This is a genomic window from Streptococcus oralis, from assembly GCF_023109155.1.
GTDB lineage: Bacteria > Bacillota > Bacilli > Lactobacillales > Streptococcaceae > Streptococcus > Streptococcus oralis_BZ.
Map to the genome: position 1 here is coordinate 211,628 of NZ_JALDUA010000002.1, position 18,328 is coordinate 229,955.

The following is an 18,328-nucleotide window of genomic DNA, read 5'->3' on the forward strand; positions in this document are numbered from 1 at the left end:
ATGATTTAGAAAAAAACCAACACCATAACTACCTCAGATGGTCAAGAATTCCGTGTCGTGGCGACTAAGTCTCACCGAATTCTACTGTTATTTATCTTTAAATTATAGTAGAATAGAGAAAAGGAGAAAAGCTTAAATGAACAATTCCAGCACTAAAAAAAATCACAAAAGATTACTAATCGTTTTGTCACTCGCAATTATCACAGCAGGAGGTATATTTATGTTTAGCATGTTAGGGAAATCCCAAGAAGAGCGTCGAAATAGAGAATATGAAGTTAGTTTGGTAAATGCCTTGAAGAATTCTTATCAAGGGATAGAAGAAATCGAAATTACCAATCCAACATATACGAACCCTCCTGGCGACTGGTCTTGTAAGGTTGATATTTTGTTTGAAGATGGAGAAAAAATATTCTATGGAATTCCACATAACTTAGATGATAAAGAAAATTATAATGGTCGTATGACTTATGGACAGCGAGATTTTCTTAACCTAAGAAAAGGAATAACAACTAATACAGTTAGGGTTACATACTCTAACAAAGAAAGAGGGGAGCAGTAATGGTATTTAATTATACTGATAAACAACTTAATGAATTAAACCACGGGAAGAATGTATACAGTGTCAATTCTGAATACGCTGAGAGAAATAATAAACCTTTGGTTACAGAAGCTCCTAATCCGAATCCTTCTTCATCTGATTTTGAAGAAACCAACACTATAACCACTTCAGATGGTCAAGAATTCCGTGTTGTTGCCACTAAGTCTGACATTGAAACAGGATTTGATGGACTGGCAGTTGCACCTATTGTTAACGGCAAACCAGATTATAAAAATGTAGCTGTGATTGCTGCAGGAACGGATCCTGATAGTCCGGTGAATAAAACTATGTTTGGTTCACGCGATTTCTATAGTGCTATAGTTGCTAGACAAACTTATTTATCTCCGCAATATAAGGTTGCTGATCAATTCGTAAAAGAGATTATGGACGATCCTAGATATGAAGTCAGTCAACTATCAGGTTATTCACAAGGTTCCTACATGCTAAAGGTAGGAGCTAAATACCACATTCCTACAACCACCTTTAATGCTTGGTTTAAATACGGTGCACTCACACTGGAAGAAAAAGCATTTATTGAAAGCAACCCTTCTATGTTTATAGATTACCGTAGAAAAAATGATGATGTAGTAATTGGGAATGATTTCAACCACCCAGAATGGTATAATAGTTCGATTGATATTACAAATTCTATGCCTAGCACGATTCATTGGATTGATGGTTCGAGCCATAAAATTGAAGAGTGGGAGTTTGATCCTGTAACTGGTCAACTTGTAGATGGCAAAGGAGGGAAACCCTTAATCAGTGGCGTTTATCGAGCCTATGCCAACAGTCTCCGAGGAATGACTCATTACAAGGACTTGAAATCAAAATGGTCATCAGGTGGCATTAGTAGCTCTGAGGAAATATACTTAGATGCAGCTCAAGGTTCTATCCTATCATCATCTATGGCTACAGCAGCAAGAACTGGAGCTGATGAAGTGAGCGCCCTAGCCCAAAAAGCCAATCAGGAATTACAAGAAATTTGGTCAAAAATCGACTTTACGAGCTACACAGCATTAGCTCCCTATGAGGTTGATGCCATTTTTGCTAGTCAAGGTATTACTCAAGCACAGTTTATCGATACGTTTCAGGCAGAGACAAATCAAACAGCCACTAAGATGAATGCTTCCGCCCAATCATTTGAAAATTTGGATAAACAATTACAGGAAGTTATCGAAAAAACAGTAGCAACAGACACACAATTTGCCAAGGAGTTCAGACAATGGAAAGAAAAGATGTAAAATGGGAGGAAATTAGAAAGAAAGAGAGAGAACTGTTTAATCTAGAAGAACAATATTATCAACAAAAGAAAGAACTCGATAATAAAGCACTCGATTTAAACGAACGAAATGCAAATTTAGAAAAAATGATGTCTGATGAAGTTGATAAAATGTATCAAGCCTTGAGAAAATTTTCATCAACTGCTGATGATGTTAGAGACTACTTTACAGAAATAGAAAATCTGAGACACTTTTCAGAACAAGTATACCGAGAACATAGAATTAAACTCGAAGATGAGAGAGAAAAAAACGAAAACGAGTTTCGCAAAAAAAGAAATGAATTAGATGAAGAATTTCACAAACTAAGGAGAGATTATGCAAGCACCAATGAATGAATACTACACAGATGAAGAATATCAATATGCACTGAAACAAATGTATCGAATGATGGAACGAAACCGAATCATTGCGGAAGCAAAGTTAGCAATAACAGCCAAAAATAAATTAAAGGAAAACTTTAATAAAGCAGCTAAGAAAATTGCTACAGAAACTAAATCAACTATCACAAGCATAAACAGCCAAATGGACACTGCAATACGAGGAAAAGTTCGCAAGAGTCTTGAAGAAAAGATTCCTAATATGTTACTCAAGTATGATGAAATTTAATAAAATGGTTCAGAATGAAAACTAAAAGTTTCTTATATTATCTTTCCGAAAAACTATAATTTTCTTGAAAAATATATAAGTCTATGCTATACTACTAGTAGACTAATTTAGGGAGACAATCATGAAACGTGAGATTTTACTAGAACGAATCGACAAACTAAAACAAATCATGCCCTGGTATGTTCTGGAATACTACCAATCTAAGCTTGCTGTGCCCTACAGTTTTACAACCTTGTACGAATACCTCAAGGAATACGATCGATTTTTCAGCTGGGTTTTGGAGTCTGGTATTTCAGATGCTGATAAAATGTCTGACATTCCTTTATCAGTCCTGGAAAATATGTCTAAAAAAGACATGGAATCCTTTATCCTATACCTACGAGAACGACCTTTGCTGAATGCCAATACAACCAAACAAGGCGTTTCACAGACAACCATCAATCGAACTTTATCAGCACTTTCCAGTCTTTACAAATATCTAACCGAGGAAGTTGAAAATGATCAAGGAGAACCCTATTTCTATCGCAATGTAATGAAGAAAGTTTCAACCAAGAAAAAGAAAGAAACACTTGCTGCTAGAGCTGAGAACATCAAGCAAAAACTCTTTTTAGGTGATGAAACAGAGGGTTTTCTAACTTATATCGACCAAGAGTACCCTCAACAACTCTCAAATCGCGCGCTCTCGTCATTCAATAAAAATAAAGAACGTGATTTAGCCATTATTGCCCTTCTATTGGCGTCTGGTGTCCGCTTGTCAGAAGCTGTTAATCTCGATCTAAGGGACCTCAATCTCAAAATGATGGTTATCGATGTCACTCGAAAAGGGGGTAAACGTGACTCAGTTAATGTCGCTGCCTTTGCTAAGTCTTATCTAGAAAATTATCTCGCCATTCGGAATCAACGCTATAAGACGGAAAAGACAGATACAGCGCTCTTTCTGACACTCTACCGAGGTGTTCCTAATCGGATTGATGCTTCCAGTGTTGAAAAAATGGTCGCAAAGTACTCTGAGGACTTCAAAGTTCGTGTAACACCCCATAAACTACGCCATACCTTAGCAACTAGGCTCTATGATGCAACTAAATCTCAAGTTTTAGTCAGTCACCAATTAGGACATGCCAGCACACAAGTCACTGATCTCTATACCCATATCGTCAATGATGAACAAAAGAATGCTTTGGATAGTTTATAAGTGTTACATATTATAAATTATGTAAATCAACTATCGTTAAAAAAACGAAAGATAAAAGGAATTGATCTTTCGTTTTTTTGTTATTTAAACTCAATCCAGTAATTACGGTGAGGCTCTATAATTACTGGTTTACCCCAAAAGGCTTGCAGATAGGCTAGATTTGCTGAGCTTACAGGTTTTTTTGAATCATTGTACTGCTCAGCACTCTCTTTAGTTAGAAAACATTTTACTGCTTCATAAGAAGTTCCATCAGATGATTCTCTTTCGATTCCCATATACGAAATTTCGTCACCATTTTTAAGATCGTCAGTTAACAGTTTACCAATAAAGAACACTGTCTTATTTTTCATAAATTCATAAGCCTTACTATTTTCCAGTCGGTTATTTGCTGCAGCATACATAATACAAAAACTATCAACAATATCTTTCAAAGGCATTAAGTCCTCTTTGCTTACTTTGATTTCATCGGGCAGTAGACCGCCAATTATAAGATTTTGTAAATATGCTTGCTGGATTACATTATCTAAAGCTATTCCTAAAGGTATTTGAACAGCCTGGTATCCTAAAGGCTGAAGCTCTTTGTATTTCATATCATAATGTTCTTGTGTGATGCTTATATTTAAACTTTCAGTTTGATAAATTTCTTCATTTCTATAGAAAGCAACAACATTGCGGTCTAACTGTTCAAATAGATTAAGGCTTTCTACTGGAATTTCTAACATTAATGAATAACTCCTTTTCATTTTTCATCTCTATTATAATCTAATCAGCATGATTATTAAGTTTAACCCTAATAAAAGAATCCATCATAAATGGATTCTTTTTCCTTACCCCACTACCGCTTCAGCAATTTCTTCACGGCTGATACCAGCAAAATAGCGTGTGATGTCAATAGTTTCTAGAGCTTTAAGAACATCTTCGCGTTCATATTTCACGCCACGAAGGACATCTTCTACAGCTGCAACGTCTTCGATACCAAAGAAGTCACCATAAATCTTGATGTCTTGGATTTTTGATTCGAGAACATTGGCAAAAACTTCAACCTTACCACTAGTGAATTTTGTTCCACGACGGACGTTAAATTCAGGTGATTTACCGTAGTTCCAGTCCCAAGTACCGAACTTGGTATCCTTGATACGATTGATTTCGGCCAATTCTTCCTCAGAAAAAACGTATTCGGTCATCTCTGGGTACTCTTTTTTCATGTATTCCAAAAGCAAATCACGGAATTCTTCAACTGTAATTTTTTCTGGCAATTCATTGACAATATTGGTTACACGGGCACGGACAGATTTCACACCTTTTGATTCAAATTTATCTTTTGAAACCTTGAGGGCGTTAGCAAGGACTGACAAATCAACGTCAAAGAGCAAGCAACCATGGTGCATGATACGGCCATTGATATAGGCTTGGGCATTTCCACAGAATTTCTTGCCATCAATCTCAAGGTCATTACGGCCTGTGAACTCAGCTTTAACACCTAGTTGAGCCAAGGTATTGATAACTGGAGTTGAGAAGCTCTTGAAGTCAAAGGCCTTGTTTTCATCTTCTTTTGAAATGATGGTGTAGTTGAGGTTGTTTAAATCGTGATAAACAGCTCCACCACCACTGATACGACGGACTACCTCAATACCATTTTCTCGAACATAATCACGGTTAATTTCTTCGATAGTGTTCTGGTGACGACCAACAATGATAGAAGGTTTGTTAATCCAAAGAAGGAAGATTTGATCCTCATCTAGTAAGTGTTTAAAGGCATATTCTTCCAAGGCGATATTAAAAGCAGTGTCGTTTGAATGATTGATAATATATTTCATGATATCCCTTTATACGATAGAGACTGGAAATAATCTTCCAGTCTAGTCTATCTTCGTTTTATTTTTTCTTAGGTGAATGGATGGCCATTCCTAGAACATCTGCAAATGCTTCGTACATAACTTCAGAGTATGTTGGGTGTCCGTGGATAGTCTTCAGCATTTCTTCGACAGTAATTTCCATTTCGATAATGCTTGACGCTTCGTTGATCAATTCTGCAGCTGCAGGACCGATGATATGGACACCAAGGATTTCTCCGTATTTCTTATCAGCGATAACTTTTACGAAACCTTGAGCCGCATCAGAAGCAATGGCACGTCCGTTAGCCGCAAAGTTGAATTTACCGATAGCGACATCGTATTTCTCACGAGCTTGTTCTTCAGTTAGACCTACTGCTGCTACTTCAGGAAGAGTGTAGATGGCTGCAGGAGTCAAGTTAAGTTTGGCAACAGCATGATTTCCTTTAAGGGCATTTTCAGCGGCAACTTCACCCATACGGAAGGCTGCGTGAGCCAACATCTTCGTACCATTGATGTCACCTGGTGCGTAAATTCCTGAAACAGAAGTTTCCATGTATTCGTTGACCTTGATACGACCACGATCCAATTCAAACTCAACATCGCCAATTCCTTCAAGGTCTGGCACACGACCGATTGAAAGGAGCGCTTTGCTTGCAATGATATCGTCTTTTCCTTCAACTTTAATACGAAGTTGACCATTTTCCTCGATGATTTCTTGGAGTTTAGTGTCGGTTAAGATGGTCATACCTTTGCGCTCAAGGATCAAACGAAGATTCTTAGAAACTTCCGCATCCATAGCTGGAACAATACGATCCATCATTTCGATAACAGTAACTTTTGAACCGAACGTCATGAAGGCTTGTCCAAGTTCGATACCGACAACACCACCACCGATGATGACAAGGCTTTCTGGTACTTCGTTCATTTCAAGGATATCATCACTTGTCATGACTAGTGATGATTCCATACCAGGGACGTTAATCTTGCTGACTTTTGAACCACCAGCAAGGATAATTTTCTTGGTTTCAAGCAATTCAGAACCATTTACCAAGACATTCTTATCTTTAGTGATAGTACCAACACCCTTATGAACAGTAACTCCGTAACTACGCAGGAGACCTGCAACACCACCTACCAAAGTATTGACAACTTTAGATTTAGTTTCCAAAAGTTTATCCATATCTACAGTGAAGTTTGGATTTTCAATGACGATACCACGATTTGCTGCATGACCGATGTTTTCGATGATTTCAGCATTGTGAAGGTATGTCTTAGTTGGGATACAGCCGCGGTTCAAGCAGGTTCCACCGAGTTCAGATTTCTCAACAAGGGCAACCTTCCCACCGAGTTGGGCGGCTTTAATGGCCGCTACATATCCAGCAGGACCCCCACCAATCACAACGATATCAAAGGCATCATCGCTCTTGCCGTCGTCGTTTGAAGCACTAGCTGCAGGTGCAGGTTTTGATTCTGGCGCAGCCGCTCCAGTTGTTGGGATATTTTCCCCTTCTTCCCCTAGGTAACCGATAACTTCCGTTACAGGGACAGTTTCACCATCTCCTTTGAGGATGGCAATCAAGTATCCATCTTCTTCGGCTTCCAATTCCATGCTGACTTTGTCAGTCATGATTTCCAAAAGGATTTCTCCTTCTTTTACAAATTCACCGACTTTTTTATTCCATTGGACAATTTGTCCTTCTGTCATATCCACGCCGGCTTTTGGCATAATTACTTCTAAGGCCATGTCTTACTTCCTTCTAAATCTCTAAAATAACAATAGCTGACTTAAACCAACATTGAGATTGGGTTCTCAATTAAGGCTTTCAAGTCTTTCATAAACTTAGCACCAGCCATACCATCTACAACACGGTGGTCAATAGTTAAACCAAGGCTCATGATTGGTCGGATAACAATCTCACCATTGACAACTACAGGTTTTTCAACTGTTGAGCTAACCCCGAGGATAGCTGAGTTTGGTTGGTTAATAATCGGACCAAAGGACTGAACGCCAAACATTCCCAAGTTACTAATTGTGAAGGTTGAATTTTGCAGTTCGCTTGGAGCCAATTTACCATCCAAGGTACGACCAATTACATCCTTAAAGGCAACAACCAACTCTGACAAACTCATTTTTTCAGCATTATAGACAACAGGTGTCATCAATCCGTTATCCATCCCAACCGCCATCGCAAGGTTGACATAGTTATGAGTGATAATGGTCTTGCCGTCTTCGGTCAATGAAGCGTTGATGTATGGGTGTTTCATCAATGTTTTCACAACAGCGAGTGAAAGAAGGTCTGTTACAGTAGTCTTCTTACCAGTCGCTTCCATAATCGGATCAAGAACCTTCTTACGAAGGGCCAACATTTCTGACATATCGACATCATAGTTGAGTGTGAAAGTTGGCGCAGTTAGGTAAGATTCAACCATACGTTGTGCGATAACCTTACGCATTGGTGTCATTGGAATACGCTCAATCTCACCATAAGGAGTGATAGTGTCTGGAACTTCTTCCACTTTTTCGATTTGAGCAGGAGACTTGATAGTATCGTTTTCGATATTTTCAGGAAGCAAGGCTAAAACATCCTTCTTCATGATTTTACCACGATGACCTGTTCCTTGGATTTCCTGCCAAGCAATGTTATGTTCGAGGGCAATTCGTTTTGCAAGTGGCGAAATGCGAACCACATTTGTGTCTTTATAAGTTTCCACGTCATCTTTGTGGACACGACCGTTTGCACCTGAGCCAGAAACGTCGTAGAGGTTGATCCCTAGATCATCCGCTAACTTTCTAGCCGCAGGAGTCGCTCTTAGCTTGTCATCAGCCATGACCTCTCCAATTCTAATTATGATACAAAGGGCGTAAAAAGTCAAAGTGAAAATAGGAAACTTGACGAAGAAACTTTAGTTTCTAGGAAAGTTTATCTTTTTCACGCAGACTTTAGCCCGTGTTCGACTCTACAAGTAACTTGTACACGAAACGTGTCTCAAGTTACTAAAATTAAAATCTCTAAAAATTTACGTAATTTAATTTATGTGATATCACTCTTTGTTATAAGTCTTACGGATTGCATCTTTGATGCTTTCAACTGTTGGAATCATTGCATTTTCTAGATTTTGTGCGTAAGGCATTGGCACATCTTCTCCGGCGCAACGGCGGATTGGTGCGTCTAGATAATCAAATGCTTCTGATTCTGAAATAATAGCTGAAATCTCTCCGATATAGCCACTTGTTTTGTGAGCATCGTTGACAAGCACCACCTTACCAGTCTTCTTCACTGAGTTAATGATGATATCCTTATCAAGCGGTACAAGGGTACGTGGATCCACAATTTCAACTGAAATTCCTTCTTCTGCCAATTCTTCGGCAGCTTGAACCACACGGCGAAGCATTTTTCCATAAGTAACGACTGTTACATCTGTACCTTCACGTTTGATTTCCCCAACTCCAAGTGGAATTGTGTAGTCTGGATCAACTGGCACTTCCCCTTTTTGGTTAAATTCTGACTTGTATTCAAGGATGATAACAGGGTTGTTATCACGGATAGAAGACTTGAGAAGTCCTTTCATGTCAGCAGGTGTACCTGGAGCTACAACCTTAAGACCTGGGATGTGTGTAAACCAAGACTCTAGAGACTGAGAGTGCTGAGCTGCAGAACCAACTCCGTTACCAGCTGCACATCGGACAGTCATTGGAACCTGACCTTTCCCACCGAACATATAGCGTGTTTTAGCAGCTTGGTTGACGATATTGTCCATGGCAATAACAGAGAAATCCATAAAGGTCATATCAACGATTGGACGAAGTCCTGTCATGGCTGCTCCTGCTGCTGCTCCGGAGATGGCAGCTTCAGAAATCGGACAGTCACGAACACGTTCTGGACCAAATTCTTCGAGCATTCCAACAGAAGTACCGAAGTCTCCTCCGAAGACACCGACGTCTTCTCCCATCAAGAATACATTTTCATCACGACGCATTTCCTCAGACATAGCAAGGATAATGGTGTCACGGAACGACATTGTTTTTGTTTCCATTTTATCTCTTTCTCCTTAGTCTGCGTAAATATCTTCAAATGCTGATTCTAGTGGTGGGAATGGGCTTTCTTCTGCAAATTTAACAGAAGCTTCTACTGCTTCCTTGACTTGTGCTTGAATTTCTTCCAATTCTTCTGCACTTGCAATATTGTTTTCAATGAGGTATTTGCGAAGGTTTTCGATTGGGTCTTTTTGTTTCCACAATTCCACTTCTTCACGGGTACGATATTTACCAGGGTCAGATGATGAGTGGCCAAGCCAGCGATAGGTTACACTTTCGATCAAGACTGGGCCATTGCCACCACGAACATGATCTACTGCTTTCTTAAATCCTTCATAAACATCGATGACATTGTTTCCATCTTCGATAAACATTCCAGGAATTCCATATGCCGCACTACGTTGATGGATATGCTCCACATTGGTCATTTTCTTGATATCCGCAGAAATCCCATAACCGTTGTTAATGCAGTAGAAAATAACAGGAAGTTTCCAAATAGAAGCCATGTTCACTGCTTCGTGGAAAACACCTTCGTTGGTCGCGCCATCTCCAAAGAAGCAGACAACGATTTTACCAGTATGTTGCATTTGTTGACTGAGGGCTGCACCGACAGCGATTCCCATACCACCACCAACGATACCATTGGCACCGAGGTTCCCAGCATCCAGGTCAGCGATGTGCATAGAACCACCTTTTCCTTTACAGGTTCCAGTGTATTTCCCGAGGATTTCAGCCATCATTCCGTTGAGGTCAATCCCCTTAGCAATAGCTTGCCCGTGTCCACGGTGATTTGAGGTAATCAGATCATCTGGATTAAGAGCCAGCATCGCTCCGACGTTAGCAGCTTCCTCTCCGACAGAAAAGTGAGTCATACCGGGAACTTTTCCCTTTTTCACTAACTGAGCGATTTTTAAGTCCATGCGACGGATTTCTTCCATCTTACGGAACATCTCTAGCAAAAGATTTTTATCTAAAGTTGACATAATCTTGCCTTTCTAACTTTGTACTTACCTTACTATTTTACCTTTTTTAGTATACGCTGTCAAAGTATATGGCTAATAAAAATTCACAATATAAAAAAATAAACCCCTGTTAAAACAGGGATTCTCTCTAGTTAGAGTATTTTTTCACAAAGTGCTTTTTCAGGATATTTTCCAAAAATTAGCTCAATCTTTTCATTACGGTTTTCAGACGCCATTGATACAAACAACCAGAAACAATCAAGCTGGCAATTAACCCAATCCAGTAGGCAAATGCCCCTAAGTCAGTTACTTGATCTAGTAGATATCCTAGTGGTATCGCTACTCCCCAATATCCGATTAAGCCAAGATAGAAAGGAACGATAGTGTCCTTATACCCTCTTAAAATTCCTTGGAGCGGAGCCGCAAAGGTATCAGCTAACTGGAAAAAGAGACTGTAGGTTAGAAATACAGCAGTTGTTTCAATGAAGTGAGGGTCATTTCCATATAGACTTGCTACACGATCTCTAAAAATGTAGAGAAAGGACAGGGTAAGACCTGCAAAAATAAGGGCGGTTTCTCTTCCCAGACGAGCATAGGTTTTTGCATCCTCAAAACGTTTAGCCCCAACCTCGTAAGACACAACAATCGCCATAGCAGAGGAAATACTCATAGGAAAAGCATACATGAGACTCGAAAAATTCATAGCTGACTGGTGACTGGCGATGATGAGCGATGAAAACTTAGCCATGATCAAGCCAACCACAGAAAAGATAGCTACTTCAGCAAAGACGGTTCCCCCGATTGGTAGACCTAACCGAACACCTTCCTTGATTTTATCTATATTGAGTGGAATCCGTTTTTCAAGATGTAGCGCTTTTAACTTTTCTTGTTTGAACAAAACAAGCAGGGAAATGCCCAATAAAACCCAATAGGCTAGCGAAGTTCCTAGCCCTGCTCCTGCACCACCAAGCTCAGGAAAACCGAATGCTCCATATATCAAGAGATAGTTAAAACCACTATTGAGCGGAAGTAACAAAAGCATGAGATACATAGATAGCTTAGTCAATCCAAGAGAATCTAACAAAGACCGAATGACACTAAAAAGCAACAAGGGAATAATCCCGATAGAAAGGTACCAAAGATAAGAAACTGCAACTGCCGCTACTTGAGCTTCTAGTCCGATATGATTTAAGACAGGCGGTGCTAAGAATACTACCATGCCAAGCAAGACCAAAGACAGTCCGAAAGCTAAGTAGACGAATTGATAAAAGTCAGATGCCACTTCTTCCTTTTTGCCCCGTCCCAGATGATGGCCTATGATGGGAACCATGGCCGAAACAATCCCTGTTAAAAAAGTAAAGAAAGGATTCCATAGACTCGTTGCAGTTGATACTCCTGCCAAGTCCATGGTATTGTACTGCCCAGTCATAGTTGTATCAACAAAAGAGGCAGAATAATTGGCAAATTGATAAATTAGGATAGGAAAAAATATCTTAAGAAATAAGACAAACTTATCTTTAAATTGATGGGTTGGATACATATACGCTCTCTATTCTTATATTTTATAGAGCAGAATCCCATCTATTTTTTGTAGACGATTTGTCCCTTGCAGATGGTATATTTAACCTGCCCTTTTAAAGTTTCACCGATAAATGGAGAATTAGCTGCTTTTGAAGCAAAGTTTGGACCAACAGTACGATCAGCCTTGGCATCAAAGATAGTGATGTCCGCTGGACCATTCTCAGCCAAATAACCTGCTTCAAAGTTGTAAAGCTTGGCTGGATTAACAGTCATTTTTTCTAGCAATTCCATCAAGCTCAACTCACCAGCTTCCACCAAATAAGTTAAACCAAGAGAAAGAGAGGTTTCCAAACCGGTCATACCAGATGGTGCTTTGGTGATATCTTCTACATTTTTCTCATCTGCATGGTGAGGAGCGTGGTCCGTTGCGATAACTGTGATAACACCTGACTTGAGACCTTCGATAACGGCACGACGGTCTGACTCCAAACGAAGTGGAGGATTCATTTTGGCATTGCTTCCTTGAGTTAAAAGGAGAGCTTCCGTCTTAGAGAAATGCTGTGGCGCTACTTCTGCTGTGACTTGCGCTCCCAAACCTTGAGCGAATTCCACTACCTTGACACTTTCTTCCTTAGACAAATGCTGGATGTGAACATGGGCCTTTGTTGCATAGGCAATCATAACATCACGCGCAATCATAGCGTACTCAGCCACCCCAGTCGCTCCACAGATATGAAAATGTTCCTTAGCGATGTTTTCGTTAAATCCAAGAATCCCATTCAAACCTGGATCTTCCTCATGAAGGCTGATAAAGGTATTGAGTTTTTTGGCTTCTTCCATGGCTTCTTTGACAACTTTACTACTTTCAAGTGGAATACCGTCATCAGAAAAACCAACGGCACCTGCTTCTAAGAGTGCCTTAAAGTCTGTCAAGTCTTGGCCATTAAAGTTCTTAGTAATGGTCGCAACTGTCTTGACATTAATCTTTTCCTTGGCAGCTGACTGGAGAACTTCTTGAAGAGTCTCTACATCCGAAATGGTTGGACTAGTATTAGCCATCATGACAACCGTTGTAAAACCACCTGCAGCAGCTGCCAGTGCACCAGTATGGATGTCTTCCTTGTGGGTTTGACCAGGTTCACGGAAATGAACATGAATATCAACTAGTCCAGGCGCAACTACAAGACCAGTAGCATCAAGCACCTCTGCTCCTTCTTCCTTGATTTCAGGGGCAATGTTGACAATTTTTCCATCTTGGACCAAAACATCACACACTTGATCCAAACCAGACTTGGGATCCATTACACGACCATTTTTGATAAGTAGCATCTGCTTTCTCCTTTATTCATAGAAATCAACTTGGGTATCCAATAATTTATCCCCATCATAAACAAACTTGGCTGAAAAGAAGGTTTTATCTTCTAAAAGCCACTCAACAAAAGTGTGATCACCCTCCCAAGTTGGCTTGCTCAAAACTTCATCATAGGGAACCCATTCCAGCGTCCCCTCATTGCAGTCAATCAAGTTACCCTCAAACTCCGTCACCTTAAAAACATAGGTGTACCAGTCTAAATCTGGTGTGAATTCTGGAAAAGTGATAACACCTTTTAGAACCGGCTTGGCTTTGAGCCCTGTTTCTTCGAGGATTTCACGCGCTGCACATTCCTGTGGAGTCTCACCTCGCTCTAGCTTTCCACCCACACCAATCCATTTGCCTTCATGGACATCGTTGGGCTTCTTATTGCGATGGAGCATGAGCAGTTCTTTTCCGTTATCAATGTAGCAAATAGTCGCTAACTGAGGCATATTTTCTCCTTATCTAAGCCAATCGATTGGCTCTTGTCCTGTCTCTTTTAAGAATGCATTGGCCTTGGAAAAAGGCTTGGAACCCCAAAATCCTCTATAAACCGATAACGGACTAGGATGGGCTGATTCGATAATCAAGTGGTGAGGATTGGTAACCAAGACCTTCTTCTTACGTGCATAAGCGCCCCAGAGCACAAAGACTACAGGTCTGTCTAGATTATTGACCACCTGAATCACAGCATCAGTAAAGGGCTCCCATATTAGCCCAGAATGACCATTGGCTTGCCCAGCAGGAACCGTCAAGCAAGCATTGAGAAGCAAGACTCCTTGCTCAGCCCAAGCTGTCAAATCATGGGATTTCTTAGCTCCGATGTCATCCGACAATTCTTTCAAGATATTTTGCAAGGACGGCGGAGCTGGGATAGCATCGGGTACAGAAAAACTCAAACCCTGCGCTTGACCTGGCCCGTGATAGGGGTCTTGCCCTAGAATCACCACCTTAACCTCTTCCAGATGAGTAGTCAAGAGAGCTTGAAAAACTTTTTCCTTAGGTGGATAGACAGTTCCCTGAGCATAGACCTGTTCCATAAATTGATTGATTTTCCCGAAATAACCTTCAGGTAATTGCTCCTTAATCAAAGCATGCCATGATGAGTGTTGCATCTTTTTCTCCTTTACCGTATCCATCTAAAAGCACGTTTTAATTCATCTATACCATTCTCAAAAAAGCATAGACCGTGTGCAAGTATAATCTTATCAGGTTTCCAGTTTAACATGCGGTAAAAGGAAACCTTTGCATCTATTTGTCTCCTAAAAAAAGTCATACGATAATCGATAGGAGTTTGTCCATCAGGAGCTGTTACACGGGCTAAACGATAGATTATTCTTCGGATTGGACTAGCTATCTTTTCCGGTTCAAAATTCTCTATAAGGTCCGTTACAATGAGTGTTTTAGTCGATTTATGAAAAAACACCACTTCTTCAATCACAGAACTTCCCTTAAAAATAAGTTGATCAATCTCATCAGACCATAAGTCAGGAGACTCATCTGCTAAGGGAGAATCAAATTCTACCTTGACATTCTGACTTTTCACTCTCTCTTCAACTCCTGGACTAGACCATGCTTGTGCATAAGGATATCTTTTTTTCCAATCTGCAATATAGGCGTAGTGAATCTTATTTGGTGAAATCAGGTAAGCGACTCTGCCCAAAGTATCCAGTTCAGTAAAGAGCTCCTCATTTGGCGCAATAGGAGAATGAATCCAGAGTTTTCCATCGTTTAACTTTATCACTGTCATACGTGTCTGAAAAGGTAGTTTGAAGACCTTCATATCCATTTGTATCAAGTCACCATCTGCTATCCAGATATTTTGATCAACTTCCTTTAGTGTATACAATGGTTCATAAAGAGAAAGTTCTGGTCTTGCCATCGTTTACTATTCCTTCGTTTTTACTGCTTCTATTATAGCAAAAAGTGGCTATCTAAACCACTTTTTACAGTTCTTATATATACTGTTATTGACCCTATTATTTGACATTAGTATTCACAGTATCAATCAGCCATTAAAAACTTTTCGATTGTATCAATAGCATAGGAAAGTTGATTATTTACAGACTTCATCCGTTCAAAATTAGCGTCCATATAGTAGAGTTCAGATAAGCCACCCCTAGGGAGAAAAAGTGAATAGTGGATATTCATCTTCTCTCGAGTACTTAACTCTATATGATTGCTTATGATATACTTTAACTCTTTTAACGAATTTACTTGAGCAACCACACCTTTTAACTGATACTGCTCGATGAGATTTAGTAAGTTATCAATCTCTTCAATGACTTTAATTTCCATATCAACACCTCTTAGGAAAATCACTACAAAGCATCTAAACAATCCAGCAAGTCTTGGTAAGAATGAACTTCATAAGTCGGCTGGGCTTGTGTGTGATTTTCGAGGTGATGAGGGTTGTACCAGATGGTGTCAATGTCAGCATTATTACCACCTTGAATATCAGCCGTTAAGGAATCTCCAATCATCAGCGTCTTTTCTTTGCTAAATCCTACAATTTGCTGACCGATTTTTTCATAGAATAGTGCATCAGGTTTTTGCGTTTGCAACTGCTCGGAGATAAAAACTTGGTTGAAATAGGGAGCCAGACCAGATTGAGCCAAACGCCCCGTCTGAATGGCAGTAATGCCATTTGTCGCAGCATACAAATCATAATCACGCTCGATGAGACTGTCCAAGAGTTCATGAGCTCCCGAAAGAGTTTGTCCCTGCTGAGCGAGATAAAATTGGTAACGCTGGGCAAGTAACCTACCGTCTTTTTCCTGTCCAAAATGAGCAAATAAACGAGAAAAGCGCGTGTTAACCAGTTCTTGTTTACTGATTTTCTTTTGATCCAAGTCCTTCCAGAGAGCCTTGTTCATAGGAACGTAGTATTCTTTATAGACTTGAATATCCGCAACTCCTTCTTCCTTTAGAAGTTGCGTCAAAGCCACATCCTCAGCAGCATCAAAATCAAGCAAAGTGTGGTCAAGGTCGAAGAGTAGAAATTTGTAGGGCATTGAGTTTCCTTTCTGAAAATTCATTAAGAATATTATAGCATAAATGAATCTTTGATTTATTGAGTTTCAAATACTTTTTACACTCACATTTTGACCGTGCTCAAGTGCAAATCTAAAACTAGTCAGCAAAACTTCTATTAAATCTTTTCCGGAACTCGTTATGAAATAATGCGATAAATTTGTTATATGCTCTGCGATATTATTTCCCCAAGGAGGAGTGAGTGACAAATCTTCAAAATCCCATATAACATCCTGAGGGAGAAATTTTTTCAACTCTTCTTGGATAGATAACAACTCCTCTATTCCTTTTTCAACAGATTCAAAAGGAACATCTCCCCAGTAAAGCTTATTCATTATTACTGGGTATCTACTTCCCCACTTATTATTCTCTAAGCGAACATAAATAGTCGAAAAGAATGAATTAAAAAGACTCCCTTCTCCTATAGTCCACCAATTATAACCAACCATTAACCCTACAGACATGGATATTCTCCTATTCATTTTTAATATTATTTAACGTCAACTAAAGTTTTATATTGATAGTATCTAAAACATACATTCATTCACCCCTACCCCAACTCATTGGCTATTCTGCTTTTTTCAAGTTTTCCCTTAACAATTCGTTTCCATAAAACAAGTGGATTCAAGCTATAAGATAGGCGTACGAGGAAATAATTAACCCATTCAATAAGGGCAAAAAGCTGTATTAGTGTGGCTATAATAGCCACTCGAACACTCTGTGTGTACCAGACAATAAAAGGAAAGCCTGAAATAAGTAAAACAAGGTCTAGTATTCTGAAACAACCATATAGTTTGGTAACAGTTCCACTTCCGAACTGAGGTTTCGACAGCCTTCTAATCAAAATTGCCCAATAGGTCGAGCCTTGAAGCAATATAAATGTCAGTAAAGACAAAGGATAAAGAATAGAGAGCAAACCATTCCAATCACCAAGCCTATTTTTCAAAAGGAAAAAACACAACCAAAAGGATAGAACGGCTGCAAGCTCTCCCAAGCAGAGGGACACCAACTCTTTTCTAACTTTCTCTTTTTGTATGCTCATCATCTCACCCATCTATCTATCATCCTATATCAGAAAAAAGCTATTCGAATCATTTTCTAGTCAACATTTCTCAGAATCAAGCTATTCTAAGCGTCGAACAACTCGATCGCTTTAATATATATGCAATTCTAAACTTAGAATTACTATAAACTAAATGTTTTCGTACTATTCTAAGTCTATGATAGCCTTAAATTTTAATTTTTGAAGCATTCTAAAGCTAGAAGAGCTTAAAAATCACGAGAACTAAAGCACTTCAACTAGTTATTCTTACAATTTTTCTGATGAGCTTTGAGTTTTTTCAGAGCCCAATCATAGTGACTGGAAGTGGCACTCACAAAGTAGGAACCTAGACTTGTCCCTCCTGTCCACTTATAAATACCTTTGGTAAAGAGTTGGTCATTGCTGAAGCCTTCCATCAACTCTAAAACCTCTTCATGCGATTGCTCTAGTAGTTTGGTCGCTTCTTCTAAAGACGTTTTCTGGTGCTTCTTCCAAATAGCGACATTCATTTCCCCATAAGTTTTCCAATTATAAGGTTCGGGGAGAAAAGGTCTTTCATGACCCTTTTGATTGGAATGTACCCAGGTCAAAAGTAACTGATGCCATTCATAGAGATGGATCAGGACATCCCGCAGATTTTTATCTCTTTTCCAGTGAGCTTCTTTTTTCTTTTGGTCTTTTGAAAAATCAAAAGGAGTCTGTAGCTCCTCTTCACTTAACTGAGAAATTAAGAGATTAAGTTTTTCATAGTTTTCCTTAGAGGCTAACACTAGCTCCTCTTTAGTTTTTGGTCTAGTCACAGGATTTCTCCCTTCATTTTCTAGTAGTTTAAGGTGTTTTCTTACTTCATTATACCATAATCAAAAAGC

Annotated in this window: 21 protein-coding genes; 5 read left to right on the forward strand and 16 right to left on the reverse strand. The window is 39.4% G+C overall.

What is annotated here, in order from left to right; genetic code table 11:
• Window positions 1-136: 136 nt before the first annotated feature.
• The 5 genes from M1F63_RS05040 (at window position 137) to xerS (ending at window position 3,676) form a co-directional block, all read left to right on the forward strand.
• A complete protein-coding gene (locus M1F63_RS05040; protein ID WP_247920693.1) occupies window positions 137-559 on the forward strand; it encodes a hypothetical protein in 423 nt (140 codons plus the stop codon).
• The gene (locus tag M1F63_RS05045) at window positions 559-1,839 is read left to right on the forward strand and encodes a hypothetical protein (protein WP_247940880.1); all 1,281 of its coding nucleotides are present in this window, start codon (window positions 559-561) and stop codon (window positions 1,837-1,839) included. The genes M1F63_RS05040 and M1F63_RS05045 overlap by 1 nt, the downstream gene beginning before the upstream one ends.
• Window positions 1,821-2,213 (forward strand): coiled-coil domain-containing protein, encoded by a 393-nt coding sequence (locus M1F63_RS05050; protein ID WP_247940881.1) that lies wholly within the window; start codon window positions 1,821-1,823, stop codon window positions 2,211-2,213. The genes M1F63_RS05045 and M1F63_RS05050 overlap by 19 nt, the downstream gene beginning before the upstream one ends.
• On the forward strand, window positions 2,194-2,484 hold the full coding sequence (locus M1F63_RS05055; protein WP_247940882.1) for a hypothetical protein: 291 nt from the start codon (window positions 2,194-2,196) through the stop codon (window positions 2,482-2,484). The genes M1F63_RS05050 and M1F63_RS05055 overlap by 20 nt, the downstream gene beginning before the upstream one ends.
• A gap of 121 nt (window positions 2,485-2,605) precedes the next feature.
• Window positions 2,606-3,676: a tyrosine recombinase XerS gene (gene xerS, locus M1F63_RS05060; protein WP_139689945.1), complete on the forward strand. Its 1,071-nt coding sequence runs from the start codon at window positions 2,606-2,608 to the stop codon at window positions 3,674-3,676.
• Between the two features lie 80 nt (window positions 3,677-3,756).
• Here the strand turns inward: xerS and M1F63_RS05065 are convergent, their stop codons facing one another.
• The 16 genes from M1F63_RS05065 to M1F63_RS05140 all read right to left on the reverse strand — a co-directional run bounded on the left by M1F63_RS05065 (window position 3,757) and on the right by M1F63_RS05140 (window position 18,259).
• Window positions 3,757-4,398, reverse strand: a complete 642-nt coding sequence (locus M1F63_RS05065) for a hypothetical protein (RefSeq protein ID WP_247940883.1) — start codon at window positions 4,396-4,398, stop codon at window positions 3,757-3,759.
• 105 nt (window positions 4,399-4,503) lie between these two features.
• Entirely contained in the window at window positions 4,504-5,493 is a 990-nt protein-coding gene (gene lplA, locus M1F63_RS05070; protein WP_033685027.1) for a lipoate--protein ligase, read from the reverse strand.
• Window positions 5,494-5,551: 58 nt separating this feature from the next.
• Complete coding sequence (gene lpdA, locus M1F63_RS05075; RefSeq protein ID WP_247940884.1) at window positions 5,552-7,255, reverse strand: dihydrolipoyl dehydrogenase; 1,704 nt, start codon at window positions 7,253-7,255, stop codon at window positions 5,552-5,554.
• 41 nt (window positions 7,256-7,296) lie between these two features.
• Window positions 7,297-8,340, reverse strand: a complete 1,044-nt coding sequence (locus M1F63_RS05080; protein ID WP_084878282.1) for a dihydrolipoamide acetyltransferase — start codon at window positions 8,338-8,340, stop codon at window positions 7,297-7,299.
• Window positions 8,341-8,553: 213 nt separating this feature from the next.
• Complete coding sequence (locus M1F63_RS05085; protein ID WP_000448714.1) at window positions 8,554-9,546, reverse strand: alpha-ketoacid dehydrogenase subunit beta; 993 nt, start codon at window positions 9,544-9,546, stop codon at window positions 8,554-8,556.
• Window positions 9,547-9,561: 15 nt separating this feature from the next.
• Entirely contained in the window at window positions 9,562-10,530 is a 969-nt protein-coding gene (locus M1F63_RS05090) for a thiamine pyrophosphate-dependent dehydrogenase E1 component subunit alpha (protein ID WP_000105349.1), read from the reverse strand.
• Window positions 10,531-10,708: 178 nt separating this feature from the next.
• A complete protein-coding gene (locus M1F63_RS05095; RefSeq protein WP_247940885.1) occupies window positions 10,709-12,049 on the reverse strand; it encodes an MATE family efflux transporter in 1,341 nt (446 codons plus the stop codon).
• A 41-nt stretch (window positions 12,050-12,090) separates the two neighbouring features.
• Window positions 12,091-13,359 (reverse strand): dihydroorotase, encoded by a 1,269-nt coding sequence (locus M1F63_RS05100; RefSeq protein ID WP_247940886.1) that lies wholly within the window; start codon window positions 13,357-13,359, stop codon window positions 12,091-12,093.
• A gap of 12 nt (window positions 13,360-13,371) precedes the next feature.
• A complete protein-coding gene (locus M1F63_RS05105; protein ID WP_001135777.1) occupies window positions 13,372-13,836 on the reverse strand; it encodes an NUDIX hydrolase in 465 nt (154 codons plus the stop codon).
• Window positions 13,837-13,845: 9 nt separating this feature from the next.
• Entirely contained in the window at window positions 13,846-14,499 is a 654-nt protein-coding gene (locus M1F63_RS05110; protein ID WP_001164851.1) for a uracil-DNA glycosylase, read from the reverse strand.
• An 11-nt stretch (window positions 14,500-14,510) separates the two neighbouring features.
• Window positions 14,511-15,266, reverse strand: coding sequence for a DUF4336 domain-containing protein (locus tag M1F63_RS05115; RefSeq protein WP_049490597.1), 756 nt, complete (start codon window positions 15,264-15,266; stop codon window positions 14,511-14,513).
• Between the two features lie 122 nt (window positions 15,267-15,388).
• Entirely contained in the window at window positions 15,389-15,682 is a 294-nt protein-coding gene (locus tag M1F63_RS05120; RefSeq protein ID WP_247940887.1) for a hypothetical protein, read from the reverse strand.
• Between the two features lie 23 nt (window positions 15,683-15,705).
• A complete protein-coding gene (gene pynA, locus M1F63_RS05125; protein WP_247940888.1) occupies window positions 15,706-16,398 on the reverse strand; it encodes a pyrimidine 5'-nucleotidase PynA in 693 nt (230 codons plus the stop codon).
• A 66-nt stretch (window positions 16,399-16,464) separates the two neighbouring features.
• Window positions 16,465-16,881, reverse strand: coding sequence for an immunity 70 family protein (locus tag M1F63_RS05130; protein WP_206283674.1), 417 nt, complete (start codon window positions 16,879-16,881; stop codon window positions 16,465-16,467).
• A gap of 86 nt (window positions 16,882-16,967) precedes the next feature.
• A complete protein-coding gene (locus tag M1F63_RS05135) occupies window positions 16,968-17,471 on the reverse strand; it encodes a hypothetical protein (RefSeq protein WP_247940889.1) in 504 nt (167 codons plus the stop codon).
• Between the two features lie 245 nt (window positions 17,472-17,716).
• A complete protein-coding gene (locus M1F63_RS05140) occupies window positions 17,717-18,259 on the reverse strand; it encodes a ClbS/DfsB family four-helix bundle protein (RefSeq protein WP_247940890.1) in 543 nt (180 codons plus the stop codon).
• Between the last annotated feature and the right edge of the window lie 69 nt (window positions 18,260-18,328).